The 18,645-nt window shown below is 54.9% G+C and carries 16 protein-coding genes; 6 read left to right on the top strand and 10 right to left on the bottom strand.

Annotation, left to right across the window (positions count from 1 at the left end; all coding sequences use genetic code 11):
- Window positions 1–19 precede the first annotated feature (19 nt).
- Window positions 20–892, bottom strand: coding sequence for an NAD(P)-dependent oxidoreductase (locus AC13H5_RS08395; protein WP_034777753.1), 873 nt, complete (start codon window positions 890–892; stop codon window positions 20–22).
- A complete protein-coding gene (locus AC13H5_RS08390; protein WP_483545599.1) occupies window positions 889–2,622 on the bottom strand; it encodes an ABC transporter ATP-binding protein in 1,734 nt (577 codons plus the stop codon). Before AC13H5_RS08390 ends, AC13H5_RS08395 begins: the two co-directional genes overlap by 4 nt.
- A 105-nt stretch (window positions 2,623–2,727) precedes the next feature.
- On the opposite strand from AC13H5_RS08390, the gene AC13H5_RS08385 reads away from it, so the two are divergent.
- The 5 genes from AC13H5_RS08385 (at window position 2,728) to AC13H5_RS08365 (ending at window position 9,478) form a co-directional block, all read left to right on the top strand.
- Window positions 2,728–3,834 (top strand): exonuclease SbcCD subunit D, encoded by a 1,107-nt coding sequence (locus AC13H5_RS08385; RefSeq protein ID WP_483545598.1) that lies wholly within the window; start codon window positions 2,728–2,730, stop codon window positions 3,832–3,834.
- Entirely contained in the window at window positions 3,831–6,842 is a 3,012-nt protein-coding gene (locus tag AC13H5_RS08380) for an AAA family ATPase (RefSeq protein WP_483545597.1), read from the top strand. Before AC13H5_RS08385 ends, AC13H5_RS08380 begins: the two co-directional genes overlap by 4 nt.
- 5 nt (window positions 6,843–6,847) lie before the next feature.
- Window positions 6,848–7,630 carry an AAC(3) family N-acetyltransferase gene (locus tag AC13H5_RS08375; protein WP_034777745.1) on the top strand — a complete coding sequence of 261 codons (783 nt, stop codon included), beginning with the start codon at window positions 6,848–6,850 and terminating at the stop codon, window positions 7,628–7,630.
- A gap of 40 nt (window positions 7,631–7,670) precedes the next feature.
- Entirely contained in the window at window positions 7,671–8,558 is an 888-nt protein-coding gene (locus AC13H5_RS08370) for an alpha/beta hydrolase (protein ID WP_052090130.1), read from the top strand.
- Between the two features lie 71 nt (window positions 8,559–8,629).
- A complete protein-coding gene (locus tag AC13H5_RS08365) occupies window positions 8,630–9,478 on the top strand; it encodes a sulfite exporter TauE/SafE family protein (RefSeq protein ID WP_034777743.1) in 849 nt (282 codons plus the stop codon).
- Between the two features lie 135 nt (window positions 9,479–9,613).
- On the opposite strand, the gene AC13H5_RS08360 is transcribed toward AC13H5_RS08365, so the two are convergent.
- The 7 genes from AC13H5_RS08360 to AC13H5_RS08330 all read right to left on the bottom strand — a co-directional run bounded on the left by AC13H5_RS08360 (window position 9,614) and on the right by AC13H5_RS08330 (window position 16,670).
- Complete coding sequence (locus AC13H5_RS08360) at window positions 9,614–9,808, bottom strand: hypothetical protein (RefSeq protein ID WP_034777742.1); 195 nt, start codon at window positions 9,806–9,808, stop codon at window positions 9,614–9,616.
- Window positions 9,809–9,871: 63 nt separating this feature from the next.
- Window positions 9,872–10,402 (bottom strand): biotin transporter BioY, encoded by a 531-nt coding sequence (locus AC13H5_RS08355; protein WP_214823571.1) that lies wholly within the window; start codon window positions 10,400–10,402, stop codon window positions 9,872–9,874.
- Window positions 10,403–10,514: 112 nt separating this feature from the next.
- Entirely contained in the window at window positions 10,515–11,897 is a 1,383-nt protein-coding gene (gene argH, locus AC13H5_RS08350; RefSeq protein ID WP_483545596.1) for an argininosuccinate lyase, read from the bottom strand.
- Complete coding sequence (locus AC13H5_RS08345; RefSeq protein WP_034777739.1) at window positions 11,890–13,101, bottom strand: argininosuccinate synthase; 1,212 nt, start codon at window positions 13,099–13,101, stop codon at window positions 11,890–11,892. The genes argH and AC13H5_RS08345 overlap by 8 nt, the downstream gene beginning before the upstream one ends.
- 126 nt (window positions 13,102–13,227) lie before the next feature.
- Window positions 13,228–14,376, bottom strand: coding sequence for a CapA family protein (locus AC13H5_RS08340; protein WP_235420198.1), 1,149 nt, complete (start codon window positions 14,374–14,376; stop codon window positions 13,228–13,230).
- A 125-nt stretch (window positions 14,377–14,501) separates the two neighbouring features.
- Window positions 14,502–15,989 (bottom strand): sodium/proline symporter PutP, encoded by a 1,488-nt coding sequence (gene putP, locus AC13H5_RS08335; RefSeq protein ID WP_034777738.1) that lies wholly within the window; start codon window positions 15,987–15,989, stop codon window positions 14,502–14,504.
- A 123-nt stretch (window positions 15,990–16,112) separates the two neighbouring features.
- Complete coding sequence (locus tag AC13H5_RS08330; RefSeq protein ID WP_215191410.1) at window positions 16,113–16,670, bottom strand: DNA-3-methyladenine glycosylase I; 558 nt, start codon at window positions 16,668–16,670, stop codon at window positions 16,113–16,115.
- A 102-nt stretch (window positions 16,671–16,772) separates the two neighbouring features.
- Here AC13H5_RS08330 and AC13H5_RS08325 point away from each other — a divergent pair, with 102 nt between their 5' ends.
- Window positions 16,773–17,402: a DedA family protein gene (locus tag AC13H5_RS08325; protein WP_034777733.1), complete on the top strand. Its 630-nt coding sequence runs from the start codon at window positions 16,773–16,775 to the stop codon at window positions 17,400–17,402.
- Window positions 17,403–17,447: 45 nt separating this feature from the next.
- Here the strand turns inward: AC13H5_RS08325 and AC13H5_RS08320 are convergent, their stop codons facing one another.
- The gene (locus AC13H5_RS08320; protein ID WP_483545595.1) at window positions 17,448–18,626 is read right to left on the bottom strand and encodes a cation:proton antiporter; all 1,179 of its coding nucleotides are present in this window, start codon (window positions 18,624–18,626) and stop codon (window positions 17,448–17,450) included.
- Window positions 18,627–18,645 lie beyond the last annotated feature (19 nt).

Raw genomic sequence — 18,645 nt, 5'->3', positions numbered from 1 at the left:
ATTCCACGAGCGAGCCGATTCAAACGTCCTGGTGCATGTAGTATTCGATGAGCGCCTGCGTCCCGTTCTCGCCGTAGCCGTTCTCTTCGAGGATCGAGTACAGTTTATGAGCCAACTCGAGGCTCGGCAGTTTGATATTCAACTGGTCTGCGCTCTCGAGGGCAAGTTTCATATCTTTGATGAAATGTTTGATGAAGAAACCAGGAGCGTAGTCCTCGATGATCATCCGCGGGACAAGGTTCTCGAGCGTCCAGCTGCCGGCTGCGCCGCCTCGGATCGTCTGGCGCAGTTGATCGGGATTGAGCCCGGCTTGTTTCGCAAAGGCGAGCATCTCGGCGTTGCCCATCATGATGCCGGCGATTGCGATTTGATTGGCGAGCTTTCCATATTGGCCACTCCCGGCATAGCCCATCCGTTCGATCGATTGGCCCATCGCCTCGAACAGCGGTCGTGCCTTCGTGAAGGCGTATTCGCCGCCCCCGACGAGAATCGACAACGTCCCGTTCTTCGCACCGACATCGCCACCCGTGACCGGTGCGTCGAGCGGGAGTAAGCTGCGATCGATTGCCGCCTCAGCGATACGTTCGGCAAGCGTCGGCGAAGACGTCGTCATATCGATCACGAGCGTTCCCGGCTCGGCCGACTGCAAAATCATACCGTCCCCGAAATAAAGGCTCTCGACGTCAGACGGGTAGCCAACGATGGTGATGACGGCATCGGCGTTTTGACAGACGGCTTCGACCGAATCACACCAGCGGACACCTTCCGCCAATAAATCAGCCGCCTTCTCTTTCGTCCGCGTATACGCTTGGACTTCGAATCCCGCCTTCATTAAGTTTCTGACCATCGATTGACCCATCACACCGAGTCCGATAAATCCGATTGTCTTCATAATTGATTGCCTCCTAAAAGTTGTTGTTTCACGAGTCGTTCATAGAGCGCGTTGTCTCGAAGCAACTCTTGATGCGTCCCGAGCCCACTAATGCCGCCGTCCTCGAGCACGACGATTTGGTCGGCATGTTGAACGGTCGAGAGCCGGTGGGCGATGACGAGCGTCGTCCGTCCTGTCATGAGCCGGTCGAGCGCTTCTTGGACGACGCGCTCAGATTCTGAGTCAAGGCTTGACGTCGCCTCGTCGAGCAATAAGATTTGCGGGTCGCGTAACAGCGCCCGGGCAATGGCGAGTCGTTGTCGTTGACCACCCGACAAGCGGACGCCGCGCTCACCGATCTCTGTGTCGAGCCCGTCCGCCATCGCCTCGATGAACGACCAGGCGTTGGCCATGTCACAGGCGTGACGAATCTCATCCTCGGTCGCGGACCGGGTCAAGCCGTACAAGATATTTTGCCGCACCGTCCCGGATAGGACGGGTGAATCTTGGGCGACGTAGCCGATGACTTGTCGCCATTCGTTTCGGCCATACGTTGCGATGTCCCGGTCCCCGTAATAGATGTGACCGCTCGACGGGAGGTAGAACTGCTCGACGAGGGCGAACAGTGTCGTCTTGCCGGCACCGCTACGACCGACGATGGCCGTCGTGGCACCGAACGGGATGGTGAGCGACACGTCGTCAATCACAGGTTGGTCGCCATAGCGGAACGTCAAACCCTCGAACGCGAGCGACGATTGCCGAATCGTCGACGGTTCATCCGTATACGGTTCTGGCTCGATGGCGAGCAGCTCGGAGATTCGTTCGGTCGCGCCGCGAGCTTTCTGGAGCCGGGTGATAAACTCCGTCATCGTGATGAGCGGCGTGATGATTTGGAACAAATACAGCATGAACGCGAGCAACGAGCCGGTCGACAAGGCGCCGGTCGAGACCCGATAAGCCCCGAAGCCGAGAATGGCGATGAGCATCGCGGTCAACGTGACGTTCAAGAGCGGAATCAAAATCGCTTGAATCCGTCCTTCACGCACACCGAGGGCAAAGAGACGCTCGATTCGGCGTTTCCCTTCTGCGACCTCGACGGATTCAGTCGCCTGTGATTTGACGAGCCGAATCTCTCCGAGCAATTCGGCGAAGAATCCGGACAAGTCGCCGAGCTCGTGTTGTGTCGCCTTGGCGATTTTGCGAAGTTTCCGTCCGAGTGGGATGACAATCAAGAGCGTCGTCGGTACAGAGAACAAGATGACGAGCGTCATCTGCCAATCGAGCGTGAACAAGATGCCGACGGCGCCGATGACCGAGACGAACGACGTCAAGAGTCGGACGCTCTGTTCGGACAAGAGTTGCTGCAATGTCGTCGTATCGTTATTTAACCGCGAGACGAGATCGCCTGATTTGACGCCGTCATAAAACGGGATTGGCAGTGCGACGAGATGCTCCCATAATGTCGTCCGCAAATTGGCGACGACGCGTTGTCCGACGATATGTAACCAGTAAATCGAAATCGCGCTCGAGATGACTTGGATAAGAAATGCCGTCACGAAAATCGCGACGAGGCGGGCGTCGAGTGCGGCCTCGCTCCAATTGTCGACGACGCGTTGCAAGATGAGCGGGATGGCGAGTGACGCCATCGCTTGGAGCAATGAAATCAATACAGCGCCGATAAACAGACCTTTCGGTGGTCGAGCGACACGGAACAAGCGTAGAAACGCTTGCCATGTGGATGTGGACTCCATGATTCGTCCCCCTTTCCTATTAACTTTCGCTGTTTCGAAAACAAGTGTCAAGACGTCGAATCGTGCACCGGAATAATGCTAGAATGGAATCAGAGGTGAAGTCGCATGAAATGGATACATACGGCCGATTGGCATTTAGGTAAAATCGTCCACGGTCGCCACATGACAGAAGAACAACAATATATATTATTTGAATCATTTTTACACATCGTCGACGAGGAGAAGCCTGATGCCATCGTCGTCGCCGGTGATTTATACGACCGGGCCGTGCCGCCCGTCGAGGCCGTCGATCTGCTCGATGAGATGTGGCGTGCGCTCGTCCTCGAGCGGGGCATCCCCGTGCTCGCCATCGCCGGCAATCACGATTCGGCCGAGCGGCTCCAATACAGCTCCAAACTGTTGACGAAAGTCGGTCTCCATATCGTCGGGAAATATGACCCGGGAACAGAGCCGATTGTCGTGAACGACGTCCCGTTTTATTTGATGCCGTTCCTGGAACCGGCGCGCATCCGTTATGCGTTCGGCGACGAGTCGATTCGGACCCATCATGACGCACTCGCCGCGGTCGTGGAATCTTACGGGACGATCGACCCGAAAGCCGTTGCCGTCGGGCACAGTTTTGTCGCCGGCGGCCTCGAGACCGATTCCGAACGGCAACTGTCCGTCGGGACGGCCGGGCAAGTCGCGAAAGGACTGTACGCCCCGTTCGGCTATACGGCGCTCGGACACCTGCATAACCGTGACGCCATCCGCGACGACCGCATCGCGTACAGCGGGTCGCTCATGAAATATTCGTTCTCTGAGGCGACCCATGTGAAATCGGTCGACATCATCGAGTGGGACGGGGGATGGACACGCCGTCGGCGCCCGCTAACAGCTCGTCGAGACTTGCGCATCTTGACCGGGACGCTGAACGAGTTGCTCGACCCGTCATTTTATCAAGACGAGGCCGTCGACGACTATTTAAAAATCGTCTTGACCGATGAACGCGCATTGTTCGACCCGATGGCGAAGTTACGCACAGTCTATCCGAACATCTTGCATCTCGAACTGGAGTTGTTGCGTCGCCAAGACCAGACGTCTCGCTTCGAACGGGAAAAACTCGAGCGGCAATCGGTCGAAGACGTCTATATGAACTTCTTTAAAGCCGTCCATGGCCGCGATGCCGATGCGACGGTGCGACGTTTCTTAGAAGGGGAGGAATCGATTTGAGACCCCAACAATTGACCATCACCGCCTTCGGTCCTTACGCCGAGACGGAACAAATCGATTTCACGCAACTCGAGGGCCGTTCGATGTTCGTCATCAGCGGCCGGACCGGTGCCGGCAAGACGACGATCTTTGACGCGATGACGTTCGCGCTCTACGGCCGGGCCAGTGGGGCGCTCCGGAACGCCAGCGACTTCCGAAGCCAATACGCGGACCCGGAACGGAAGACCGAAATCGACTTCTCGTTCACGATTCGCGACGAACGGTATCGCATCGTCCGGCAGCCGCAACAACCGCACCCGAAAAACAAGACGCCGATTCCGCATGAGGCGGTGCTCTATGAATGGAAGGACACCTGGAAGCCGCTCGCGACGAAAGTAAGCGATGTCGAGCAGACGATTGAATCGTTGTTGCAGCTGAGCTATGAGCAATTCAGTCAAATCTTGCTGTTACCGCAGAACCAGTTCCGTCAGCTCCTCGATTCTGATTCGACGAAGAAGCAACAGATTTTACAATCGATCTTCAAGACGGAGGCGTACCGCGCCTTTCAGGAAGAATGGATTGAACGTTACGGCAAGTACCGCAAACGTGTCGAATGGGCGGTCGAGACGACGCGTCTAAAACTGTTGGAGCTCGAAGATGAGGCCGTCGAAGACATGTCGACCCGCAACTTGCCTGACATCGTGATGTGGCTCGACGCCCGGGAGGAGCGGCTCTTGGCGGCGAGGGACTCGCTACAGGCACAACGCCGGACTGGTGAAGAACGGCTCGAGGCGCTGCGTCGAGAAGTGAATCAGGCGACCACGCTCGCCGAGTTGATGGAAGAGCGGGACGTGCGCGCGACCGCGCTCCAAGCATTCCGCGAAGCGGCACAGGAGCGCGAAGAACGCCAGACGCTCATTCAACGACTTGAACAAGTGGCAAGCGTCAGCCCGCTCTATCAACGTACCGAAACGGTGCGTCACGACATCGAACGATTGACCCGTGAACGTGACGTATCCCGTCAACGAGACGAAGGCTACACGAGACAGCTGGAAGAGTTGAAGGCAGAAGCAGAAGCCATCACGACCATGCGCCAGGAGGCAGATCAAGCCACAAGTCGCGTCAATGCGATTGACGAGATGTTGCCTTATGTCGACGAATGGCACCGGGCCACGAGACGTCGGGATGACTTGAAACGCCAGTTGGAGCCGCTCAGCCTGTTCTCAGAAGAAGCGCGTCTCAAGGAGCTCCAAGCGACTGAAGGCGAACTTGAGGCTAAGCTGGAACACGCACCGGCCCCAGACCAACTCGTCGAGGCCGAACGGCTGTATAGTCAGCTCCAACATCAGGTTCGGCTCGAGGCGAAAGTGGCAGAGGTCACGGAACGACTCGGTGCCTGTGAACGCAACGGGAAGGAAGTCCAGCGACAATTCACTGCCCAGACGAAGCAAGTCGACCAATTCGTCGAGGCCGAGCATGCGCTCATGGCCGACACGCTGCGCGAGCAACTCGAAGCGGGGGAACCTTGTCCGGTCTGCGGTTCATTGACCCACGGACACGTCGAGCGAACGGGGACGTCCATCGACCAAGCCAGTCATCGCTCAGCCATCGAGACGCTGAAACGGATCGAGGCTGAGCTACATGAAGCACGGGCGGATTATCGGGCGCTCAAACGCCAACTCGATGAGCTGATCCGTGAACGTGATCTCGCTCGACTTGAATTGAAGCTCGATGGTGCGGCTGACGCTGCGATGCAACACCAAGACGCCCGCGTCCGGCAGTTGCGTCAAGAAGCCGAAGAACGACAACGGATGGAGCGTCTCTTGCGCGCGACCACGACCGAATTGAAGCAACTCGAGACGGCGAAGCGTGTGCAGGCAGATGAACGACAGAAGTTGTTCGAACAGCTCCAAACCGTCCAAGAGCAGCTTCAGTCGATGCGTCAACCGGATGGGACGACGTTAGAAATGTTGCAGACCGAGCGGAATCAGCTCGCGACGCGACTCACTCACATCGAACGAAACGTGGGGACGTATGAACGTCGGCTTGAAGAATTGAATCGATTGAAGTGGGGGGAAGCGGAGCGACTCCGTCTCCTTGGTGAACAACTCGAGTTCGAGCATGTTCGTCTTTCCGAAGCGACGGCTGAACTGGAGGCTGCTCTCGAGAAGATTGAGTTGACTGAAGTTGTGTTCAAGGAGTATCGCGCGCGCGTCGAGCAACTGCCCGAGCTGCGCGAACGCCAAACGACCGAGCTGGAGGAAGGTGTTCGGCTCGAACACGCCGTCAAGGCGCTGAACGATAAAATCGGGGACCGTCCGCGACCAGACCTTGAACGGCTCCAGGAGAAGTTGCACGAGGAGAACCGTTCGTTCGAAGCGCTGTCCGAACAACTCGTGACGGCGGACGGGCAATTGAAACGTCATCGTCACATCGTAGCCGAATGGAACGCGCTCCGGGAGAAGACGGATGAGGATCAACGGAATCTGGAGACGGTCAAATTGATCGCCGACACCGGTCGAGGACTGAATCCGCAAAAGTTGACGTTCGAGACGTACGTGCAGACGGCGTTCTTCGATCAAATTCTCCATGCGGCCAACGTCCATCTCGATCAAATGACGAGCGGACAGTTCCAATTGGAGCGGAAAATCGAGACGGCGAGAGGAAATGCCAAGTCCGGTCTCGAACTATTAGTCTTTGACGCCTATACGGGTCAGTCACGCCGCGTCCAAAACTTGTCTGGTGGGGAAGGGTTCAAAGCATCATTGTCGCTCGCCCTTGGACTCGCCGAAGTCGTCCAGCAACTGAGTGGCGGGGTCAGCCTTGAGACGATGCTCATCGATGAGGGGTTCGGGACACTCGACGCTGAATCGCTCGACCAAGCGATCGAGCTTCTCATGTCGCTCCAATCGAGCGGGCGGCTCGTCGGGGTCATCAGTCACGTTCAGGAATTGAAGGACCGGGTCGACGCCCGGATTGAAGTCAAAAAATCAAGGAGCGGGTCGACGATCCAGCTCATCGTGGAGTGAATCCGATGAAACATATCGAAACGAAAACAAGTTTAGTTGCCCACTTACAGGGTGCCGGCGTCAAGCCGGGGGACACCCTATTCGTCCACACGTCCTTATCAAAGCTCGGATGGGTATGTGGCGGGGCTCAGACCGTCATCGAGGCGCTCCAAGATACGGTCGGTCCGGACGGGCTGATCATGATGGCGACCCAAAGCAGTGATAATTCAGACCCGGCTGAATGGGAAGCCCCACCCGTCCCAGTCGAGTGGTGGCCAACGATCCGGGAGGAAATGCCGGCGTATGACCAGGAAAAGACACCGACTCGAGGCATGGGCCGTGTCCCGGAACTGTTCCGTACGTATCCGAACGTGTTTCGGAGCGATCATCCGATGTGGTCGGTCGCTGCGTGGGGGAATGGTGCCGAGGAGATCGTGGCTGGACATACACTTGAGGTCGGTTTTGGGCCGGGTTCGCCAATCGAACGCATGATCGAGCGTAATGCAAAAATCCTACATCTCGGTTCACCGCTCGATGCGACGACGTTATGGCATTATGCCGAGTATGGAATTGACGGACCGGTGAAGTCGTTTGGGTGCGCGCTTTATGAGGACGGGGCGCGGGTGTGGAAGACATTCGACCATACGGATGTCAACAGTGACCCGTTCGGTCCAATCGGTGAAAATATCGTCCGACGTGCCGATGTGACGACGTTTCACATTGCGGAGGCGACGTGTTACGTCATTCCGTCTGAGACATGGGAACCGGTACAACATGCGTTAATCGCTTTACGGAGTTGGCTCCGATGAGTCAACTGAAAGCAAGTGGACAATGGAGAGGGGCAGTGCGATGAATCGTTGGGTTAAATATATAGGGATTGCGACCGGTGTGTTGCTTCTCATCGTGTTTCTCGCCGTCGTGGGCATCTCGGCCCACATCGGCGATCAGTTGACGTCGCCCGAACGTGAGACGTTGACGTATACGCCGAAGACGTTAGGTGTCAAATACGAGAATGTGACCATCGAAGCCGAGGATGGTCACGATTTGTACGGGTGGTGGATCCCGCACCCGACACCGCGCGCAACGATCGTGTTCGCACATGGTTATGGGAAGAACCGCGAGCAGTCCGATTTGCCGCTCAAAGAATTGATTCCGGAGTTTCATGAACAAGGATATCAGTTCCTGACGTTCGATTTTCGGGGGTCAGGCATCTCGGAAGGTGACCGTGTGACGGTCGGGGCGAAAGAACAAGCGGACCTCGCTTCCGCAATCGCCTATGCGAAAGAACGCTCGGACGGTCCGATCGTCTTATACGGGGTGTCGATGGGCGCGGCGACGGCGTTGTCTGCGGCTGATGAGACCGACGTGGCCGCTGTGATCGCCGATAGTCCGTTCAGTGACCTCCGGGGCTACCTCGAGACAAACTTGCCTGTATGGAGCGATTTACCGAACTTTCCGTTCACACCGGTCATCATGACGGTGACGCCGTGGTTCACGGGTCTCGATGCCGATGTGGTCAAGCCGATTGACGATATCGCTCAAATCGAGGCACCGGTGTTGTTGATTCATAGTGAAGGCGATGATGCCATCCCTGTGAGCGAGAGTGAACAATTGGCCGAGGCCGGGGAGGAAGTCGAACTGTGGGTGACCGAGAATGATGGGCACGTGCAGTCGCATCGCTCGTTCCAAACCGAGTATCGTCAAAAAGTATTCGGATTTTTAGAGAAGGTATTATAAACGAGGGGCGCCATAAAGCGCTCCTTTTTTGTTATGATTAATTATGAAAAGGAAAGAAAGAAGGTTTTTTCATGGATGTCACAGCAATACTATCGTTTCTACTGCTCGGAACGCTCATCGGGATTTTGAGCGGATTCTTCGGCATCGGGGGCGGGATCTTACTCACGCCGCTGCTACTCGTCTTCGGATACGAGGCGAGTGCGGCCATCGCGCTCAGTCTGATGCTCACGCTCGGGTCGACCACGGCCGGTACGATCTCTCATCTTAAATTAAAGAACGTCAATCCGAAACATGCCCTCATGATTGGCGCCTTCGGTGTCGTCGGGACGTGGGTGGCGACGCCGCTCGTGTTCTACCTTGAGACGCTCGACGGTGCGAAGCCGGTCATCTCGCTCGCCTACATCGCGCTACTGACGTACTTTGCCGTCTCGTTCTTCCGGTCGAAGCAACATGAAGAAGGAAGTGTCGGCTCGGAGTCGGTCCCACGCCTCGGTTTTATCGGGTTGTTCGGCGGGTTCATCTCGTCACTCATGGGTGTCAGCGGCGGATTCGTATTGACACCGCTTCAAGTCAAACTGCTCAATACCGAGATGAAACGAGCCGTCGGGACGAGTATCGCCGCGGCGTTCCTTATCGTCGTCTCGGGCGTCATCAACTATGCCGTCGCCGGGGCCGATGCAAACTATTGGCATGGTCTCGCGCTCATCGCCGGGGCGATGATTGGCTCACCGATCGGGGCGAAGCAGTTGCAACGGTTCAGTTCGCAACTCGTCAAAAAGGCGCTCGGTGGCTTCTATGTCGCTGTCGCCATCAGCGTCGGACTCAACTTGCTCGGCTTCAACGACATCTCGCTCGGACTACTCGTCGTCCTCGCGCTCTCGTTCATTGTCGCGCTGTTTATCCGGCCGCGTTCGAAGTGATGATCGACCCTCGTCTACAGGACGAGGGTCTTTCTTATAGGGATAGTCGGAGCATGATATATCCTACATATAAACATCACCATCGGTATAACGTGTGCTGAAGCGCATCAAAAAACCCTGTCCGAGGACAGGGTGTTAACGTCTGGCGATATGGTCAATGTTCTCTTGAATCTCTCCGACTTTGCTCTTCGCTTCACGCAACCGTCGTTCGAACGCCTCGGTGTCGCGTTTTTCACGTTGCGGCTCGTCTTTCCCGCGACGCTGTCCTTTCGGGGAGCGATGGATATGGGTCGCTTTCATCAAGCGCTTTTTAAACGTTGAATCGCTCATCAGGACACCCCCTTCCATACTATATACGTTCCACCTCTTCTATCCGATGAAACGTTTGAACCTTCACGAGGCGAGGGTTCTGCGCATTTGCGGGTTCGTTGAGACTTTGTAGGCGATGCCCGCAGCTAACACTGCTTTAATCAAGTCACCGAGGATGAACGGGATATTCACTTTGAGTGCATCGATGAACGTCAGTCCGAACACGGCTTGGAGACCGAGACTGCCGACTACATAGACGAAGCCGAGTCCGATCAGGATGTTATAAGCGACGAGGGCGGGGAACGTACGATGTCGTTCCGAGAACCAACCGATCAAAAAGGCGGCGATCGGGAAGGCGATCAAGTAACCGACCGTCGGACCGACGAACGGGGCGAGCCCGCCCGAACCACTTAAGACGGGTAGACCGATCAAGCCGAGCAATAAGTAGACGACGACGGCAAGACCGCCTTTTTTGGCGCCGAGCACGGAAGCGACCGTCATGATGCCGAGCATTTGAAGGGTGATCGGAACGGGGCCGATCGGGATGGCGATGGAGCCGATGCTCGCAAGCAAGGCGGCACCGATGGCAACTTGTGTCAAATCATGAATTTTCAATATGTAAACCCCTTTTCTGTTAACGTTGACTAAAGTTAGGTTAACATCATTTTTTTCGTCTGACAAGTAGAAAAATGAGGACCTGGTCGCAAATTGACCAGGTCCTCATCGTTTACGCATGTGTCGGTAGGTTCTCTTTCGCTTCTGTCAGTTGAATCCGAACTGAGTCAAAGCCCGTCCCGCCGTAACTGTTGCGGCGTTTGACGGCCGTCACCGGCGAGAGTGCCTCGTACACATCCGCTTCAACCAATTCAGAGTGGGCTTGGTACGTCTCGATCGGTAATTCTGATAAATACAGACGCTGGTCGATACAATACCGGACGAGCGTGCCCGTCACTTCATGGGCCTCACGGAACGGCATCCCTTTTGCCGTCAAATAATCGGCGAGTTCGGTCGCGTTCGAGAAATCGCGTTCGGTCGCTTGCTTCATCGTTTCCGTGTGGAACGTCATGTCTTGAATCATACCGGCCATGATGCTGAGACTGCCCTGAACCGTCTTGACGGTATCGAACATGCCTTCCTTATCTTCCTGCAGGTCCTTGTTATAGGCGAGTGGGAGTCCCTTCATAATCGTCAAAAGTCCCATCAGATTGCCGACGACGCGACCTGACTTTCCGCGGACGAGTTCGGCCATGTCCGGGTTCTTCTTCTGAGGCATCATGCTCGATCCCGTAGAGAACACGTCAGAGATCGTGATGAACCGATACTCTTCGCTGCTCCAAAGGATCAACTCCTCGCAGAACCGTGACAAGTGCATCATGAGCAGCGACGCATTCGACAAGAACTCTAAGATGAAGTCACGGTCGCTGACGGCGTCCAGACTGTTCGGATAGACTTTGGCGAAACCGAGCAACTCGGCCGAGCGATGACGATCGATCGGGAATGTCGTCCCAGCCAGGGCACCCGCTCCGAGCGGGCTCATGTCAATCCGTTTCAAGCTGTCACTGAAACGCTCTTTGTCGCGCTCGAGCATCCAGAAGTACGCGAGCAAGTGGTGGGCGAGCGAGACCGGCTGGGCCCGTTGCAAGTGTGTATAACCCGGCATGATCGATTCGACGTTTTGAGCGGCGTGGTCATAGAGTGCCGTCTGCACGGCCTCGATCCCGTCAATCGTCTCGAGGACACGGCGTTGCAAATACAGGTGCATATCCGTCGCGACTTGGTCGTTCCGGCTCCGCGCCGTGTGCATCTTGCCAGCGACCGGGCCGATTTCTTCATGCAAGAGGGCCTCGAGGTTCATATGGATGTCTTCATGGAAGACGTTGAACGTCAATTCGTCCGCTTGTGCCTTCTTGGCTAGCGTCTTCAACCCCGCGACGATTTGCGCGACTTCGTCCGCCGTCAAAATGTGCTGCTCCCCGAGCATCGTCACGTGGGCGATGCTCCCTTCAATATCTTCTAACACGAGCTGGGCGTCGAAATGAATCGAGGCCCCGAACTCGTCGACCCATTCACTGGCCGTCTGTTCGAACCGGCCGCCCCATAGTTTACTCATGCACCATCGTTCCTTTCTCTGCGAGCACTTCCGCTTGCACTTTTGTCGGCAGTCCCCATAACTTGATGAAACCGACGGCGGCTTGTTGGTCGAACGTGTCGGCCGACGTGTACGTCGCGAGATGTTCGTCATAGAGCGAGATCGGCGACTTCCGTCCGTCGACGATGGCTTGTCCTTTGAACAGTTTCATCCGGACCGTACCGGTCACGGTCTGTTGCGTCTCATCGATGAAGGCGAGAAGCGCTTTCGTCAGTGGCGAGTACCAGAGACCGTTGTAGATCGTCTCCGTCAATTTCTGTTCGACGATTGGTTTGAAGTGGGCGACTTCCCGAACGAGTGTGAGCGCCTCGAGCGCTTGGTGTGCCGTGATGAGCGTCATCGCACCCGGTGCTTCGTACACTTCCCGCGATTTGATCCCGACGACCCGGTTTTCGATATGGTCGATTTTCCCGATACCGTGAGCCCCGGCGACGATATTCAACTGCTCGAGAATGGCTGTGAACGTCGCTGCTTGTCCATTGATGGCGACTGGTACGCCGGCGTTGAACTCGATTTCGACATACGTCGGTTCGTTCGGAGTGTCTTCGAGCTGTGCCGTCAATTCATAAGCGCTCGCCGGTGGAGCGGCCCATGGGTCCTCAAGAATGCCGCATTCGACGGCCCGGCCCCAAATGTTTTGGTCGATCGAGAACGGCTCTTCTTGGACGATCGGAATCGGGATACCGTGCTCGGCCGCATAGGCGATTTCTTCTTCCCGTGACCATTTCCACTCCCGGACCGGCGCGATGATTTCAAGCGACGGGTCGAGCGCATGAATCGACACCTCGAACCGGACTTGGTCATTCCCTTTCCCCGTGCACCCGTGAGCGACGGCGATGGCACCTTCGGCTTGCGCGACCTCGACTAGCTTCTTCGAGATGAGCGGCCGCGATAGGGCAGAGACGAGTGGATAGACGCCTTCATACATTGTATGTGCCTGCATCGAGTAACGGGCGAAATCGTTGACGAATTCATCGACCGCATCGATGATGACCGATTTGACGGCCCCGACTTTGAGTGCCTTCTGTTGAATGCGCTCCAGGTCTTTCCCTTCTCCCACGTTCAAACAGCAGGCGATGACGTCATATCCCTGTTCATCCAACCATTTGATTGCGACCGATGTGTCAAGTCCACCTGAATAAGCTAATACGAGTTTTTGTTTCATTTCCTTACACCCCTTATACATAATTATTCATCTGTATTTATAAATATACGACTTAGTCTAACGGATGATTTCATGTAAAGCAACCTTTTTTGGCAAAAAAAAAGAATCACTTGTGAAAGTGATCCTTCATTGAACGATTTCGAGTTCTGGCATCCATTGCGACATATGTTCGCTCGTGGCATCGAACAACTCGGGTTTTGCCGTCTGTAACGGCACGACCTCGAACGGTCCGTCCGCACTAGAGCGCCGGGTGAACGTCGGATAGAACATCGGATTGGCGAGTTCGAACGTCGTCTCATCCGCTTCGACGGTCTTGACGACATCGATGCCGACGATGCCACCCGTATTACGATCGTCCCCTTGTTGGCCGGACAGGAAGTTGCCGAGCGAGTAGGCGACGAACGTTCGGTTGCCTTCAGCGCCGTCCACCCAAGCGACCGGTTGGAGGACGTGGGGGTGATGGCCGATGATGAGATCGACCCCGAGGTCAGACAGCTCTTGGACGAGTGTCTGTTGTGCCTCGTTCGGGAGTATCTCATATTCATTCCCGAAATGGAGCGAGACGACGGTGAGGTCGGCTGCTTGTTCGGCCGCTTCAATCTCAGGCTTCATTGCCTCGAGATCGATGTAGTTGACATGGTACGGTTGTTTCGGAACGACCCCGTTCGTGCCGTACGTGTAGGCGAGAAACGCGAACGAGATATCATTCTTCGTCAACGTCCGAATCTCAGCCTTGTCCGCTTCCGATAAGAACGAACCAGTATACGGCATACCGATCTCGTTCCAGTGGGCAATCGAATTCTCGATGGCCGTGACACCTCGATCGAGCGTATGGTTGTTCGCCGTCGTCACCAGGTCGATGCCAGCGTCTTGGAGCGCATCACCGACCTCATACGGACTGTTGAAGGCCGGGTAGCTCGATAAGCCGATCTCACTGCCACCAATCATGCTCTCTTGGTTGGCGATGGCAATATCGGCCTCGGTCAAAATCGGGGCGATCGGTTCGAAGGCGGCAGTGAAGTCATAGCCGTCCCCGCTCTTGGCGGCATTATATACGCTGTCGTGTAACAAGATATCGCCAATCGCATAGACGGACGTCGTCGTCACGACTGATTCTGGCTCTTCCGGAACAGGTGCCGGCTCCTCCGCCTCGGTCTCTGGTGCCGGGGTCTCCGTTTGCTCCGTAGACGTCTCGACGTCGGCGGTCGCACAGCCGAACAGAAAGAGGAGGGGCAAGGTCAATATGGCTTGTTTATACGGGATTACTCGTTTCAAGGGACGAGTCACTTCCTTTCTTATGATACAAATTGATCTATATGTACCTTTCGCTATAGACTGTCAATTTCCTTGTTAGGCGACAAAAAAAAGTGCCAGGCTATAGTAGCATGGCACTTCGATCGTTAAATCCGTTCTGTCTTCAAGATGTGTTCCATTTCCTCGAACTCGTTCGTGATCGTCGAGCTCGGTGGTGGTGTCATCAGACTGACGACATAAATGGCGAGGCTCGACAAGAAGAACGCTGGAATCATCTCATAGAGCTCACCGACGGTCCCGAACCAATCGGCGGCAAAGTTTTTCCAGAGGATGACGATGAATGCCCCGACGAGCATACCGGCGAGCGCCCCTTGTCGCGTCGTCCGTTTCCAGAACAGGCTGAACAGGATGAGTGGCCCGAACGACGAGCCGAAGCCGGCCCAGGCGTAACCGACCAAGTTCAAGATCGTATCATCCGCCCCGAACGCGAGCCAAATCGAGATGAGCGACACGAGTATGACCGTGATCCGGCCGACCATGACGAGCTCACGGTCGCTGGCGTCTCTTCGGAAGAACTTCTGATAGAAGTCGGTCGTCGCAGCACTCGACGAGACGAGGAGCTGTGACGAGATCGTCGACATGATGGCAGCGAGCAACGCCGCAAGCAAGACGCCGGTGATGAGATCGACGAATAATAAATCAGATAAATTAATAAAAATGTTTTCTGGGTTATCGATCTCAAGTCCACGCTGCGTATAATAGGCGAGTCCGAACAGCCCGGTCGCCATCGCGCCGACGACGGTGAACAGCATCCATGAGATGCCGATCCGTCGTGCCTTCTTGATGTCCTGTAACTTCTCGATGGCCATAAAACGGACGATGATGTGCGGTTGCCCGAAGTAACCGAGCCCCCAGGCGAATAGCGAGACGATGCCGATGAGCGACTGACCAGTCAGCGGATCAAGCAGCGCCTCATCGATGTCACCGATCGTCTGGAAGGCGGCGCTCACGCCGTCGGTCGCCGTGATGGCGATGGCCGGGACGAGGATGAGGGCGAACAACATGATCAACCCTTGAACGAAATCCGTCCAACTGACCGCCAAAAATCCTCCGATGAACGTATAGATGATAATGATAGAAGCCAAAATCAAGACGCCCGTCCCGAACTCAATTCCGAAGACGGCATTGAATAACCGGCCGCCGGCCACGAATCCGCTCGTGGCATAGAGGGTGAAAAAGATGAGTGTCACAGCCGCCGAGAACGATCGCAACGTGCCGCGTGAATCTTTAAAACGTTTCTCGAAAAAATCTGGAATCGTGATGGCATCCTCGGACAAATACGAGTACGTCCGCAAGCGAGGTGCGACGAGCAACCAGTTCAAGTACGCGCCGATCGTCAACCCGATGACGATCCATCCGCTCGAGAGTCCGGTCGCGAACATCGCACCCGGTAGTCCCATCAACAGCCAACCACTCATGTCGGAAGCACCTGCCGACAAAGCCGCGACGGCGGGACCGAGTCCGCGCCCTCCGAGCATATAGTCGCCGATGCTCTCCGTCCGCCGATAGGCGATGACGCCGAGTAGTACCATGAGCGCCATGTAAACGGTGATGGATATTAAAATCCCGTTCATAAAACATCCCCCTCAATCATAATGAAAACGCTTTCAATGTTTATGGTATGCACCATGTCAAAATTTTGTCACAAAACTGAATCAAGTGCACGATTTTATTGAAGGATTGACCAAATAATCAAATTATTTAGCGAAGCAAGAGGTCAGGTGGTCATTGACGAGTCCCGTCGCCTGCAGATGGGCATAGACGGTCGTCGGTCCTAAAAATTTGAACCCGCGCCGTTTCAAATCCTTGCTGATCTGATGAGACAGTTCGGTCGTGGCGGGGATGTCGTCATTGGCCGCCCATTGGTTGTTGATCACCGTATTGTCGACGAACGACCAGATGTAGGCATCGAACGTGCCGAACTCTTGTTGAATCTCGATGAAGCGCTTGGCATTATTGATTGACGCCTCGATTTTCCGGCGGTTTCGGACGATACCGGGATTGCCCAGCAACCGTTCAACATCCGTCTCGTCGAACGAGGCGACCGTTTCGACGTCGAAGTTGGCGTAGGCTTCCCGGTAATTGTCGCGCTTTCGTAAAATGGTGATCCAACTGAGGCCGGCCTGGGCGCTCTCAAGGATCAAACATTCGAAGTGCTTCTGATCGTCGTGGACGGGTTTGCCCCATTCCTCGTCGTGATGACGGACGTACATGGGGTCCGTGCCGCACCAAGGGCAACGTGTCGGTTCGGTCATTGTCGTTTCCTCGCTTTCGTTCAAGTACTTCATTTTAGCACGTCGGGACGGTTTTTGATGGGTGGTGACGGGTATAATAGGGGATATTGGAGGGTGAACGATATGAGAGAGTGGATGATCCAGGTCATTGAACAGTTCGGTTATTTCGGTATCGCGTTCATGATCTTTATTGAAAACGTGTTCCCGCCGATTCCATCAGAGGTCGTGCTCTTATTCGGTGGATTCTTTGCCGTGAAGACTGATTTGAACGTCCCGATCGTCATCTTCGCTGCAACAGCGGGCGCCATTTTAGGAGCGATTTTGTTATATGGGATCGGATTATATTTAGATGTCGAACAGATTGAGAGGTGGACGAAAAAATATGGGAAATGGATTCGGCTCGATATCGCTGACGTTCGACGGGCGGATGCCTGGTTCGACAAATATGGGGGCTGGATGGTGTTCTTTGGGCGATTGATGCCCGTCGTACGGAGCTTGATCTCGTTACCGGCCGGCATGTCGAATATGCCGTTTCTGAAGTTCTTGACCCTCAGTACGGCCGGAACGGTCATTTGGAACACGATTCTTATTTATATCGGCATCCGTGTCGGTGAGAATTGGGAATCGATTTTACGATATTTGGATGTGTATTCGTACGCGATTTATGGGTTATTGGCCGTCGGTCTGATTGTCTTTTTCATCTGGCGCAAGAAACGGAAGAAAAAGCAGTCGAAACAAGCATCGTCATTTTGACGAACAAAGGAGGACCTTCACGCGAAGGTCCTCCTTTGTGTTCTATCATTGATCTTCTTTATTTTTTGTCTCATCGGGAAGTACTTTCTCAAGTTTTTCCTCCGTCTTGTTAGCAAGAATCTCAGAGAAGCGGAACAAGACGATGCCGACGATGGCCGAGACGAAAATATAGAGACCGACAAATAAGTTGATCGTTCCGTTTGATAGGGCGGTGAATAAGATCGAGAACTCGCCACGCGGAGCGAGTGAGAAGCCGGCCTCGTTCGCCTGCACCCGCGTCAAGCCATACATGCGACCCCCGACGCGTCCGACGATCCACTTCGATAACACGCCCCAAACGATCAGGACGAAGAAGAGGGCATTGACGATGACCCCTTGATCGAGATTGATGGAGATCCCGAACGAGATGAAGAAAATCGGCAAGAACAAGTCGCGAACGGGTACGGTCAATCGTTTCAACGGCCGCACATCGTGGATGCCCGCAAGCATGATGCCGGCGATGAACGCCCCGAGAATCTCGGACAGGCCGAACACCATGCCGATCCCGGCAAAGAATAAAATCAATCCAATCAAACCGATACTCGCATCATCTTGTCGCAACAGATGTTTGACGAACCGCTGTCGGTTCAAAACGAAACGAGACCCGATGAAGAGGAGCACTCCGAAAATCAGAAATCCGGCGAACACTTTCCCGATGTCCGTGAAAGCGATCGGTTCGTCTTGGATGATGAACGGGGCCACGGTCAAAATGAGCGGGGCGAAAATGTCTTCGAAGATAAGGAGCGCCAGTACGAACTCTTTCACATCTTCATGTTTTTCAGAATGTCGCTCGAGAAGTTTCGCCGAAATCGACGAACTCGTCGCATAGAGGACGGCACCGATCAAAAATGCTTGTGAGAAGTCGAGACCAAACAACAAAGCGATTCCAATCGTGACCCCGAAGGCGAGAAGGACATCTAGGACGCCTGCTTTCCACACTTGTTTCATTCGCTTGACGAGCTCGCTCAGCGGAAACTTTAAACCGAGTAGAAAGAATAACAGAATAATCCCGATTTCCCCGGCGATTTTGAAGACCTCATTCCCGTCCCAAAAGAAGCCGACCGCGACGCCGATGGCAATGAAGGCGAGGATACTAGGAAAGAACAACCGCTCGATAATCAAACTGAGCACCGAAATTACGGTGAGTGCCAATCCGAGGAATACGATTACATTGAATACGTCCATACGTCACCCCCTAAAAAAG

Source organism: Exiguobacterium sp. FD-YE-25-4 (assembly GCF_057004685.1).
Note: the sequence above shows the minus strand (reverse complement) of the source record. Positions and strands in the feature narration are given on the sequence as shown.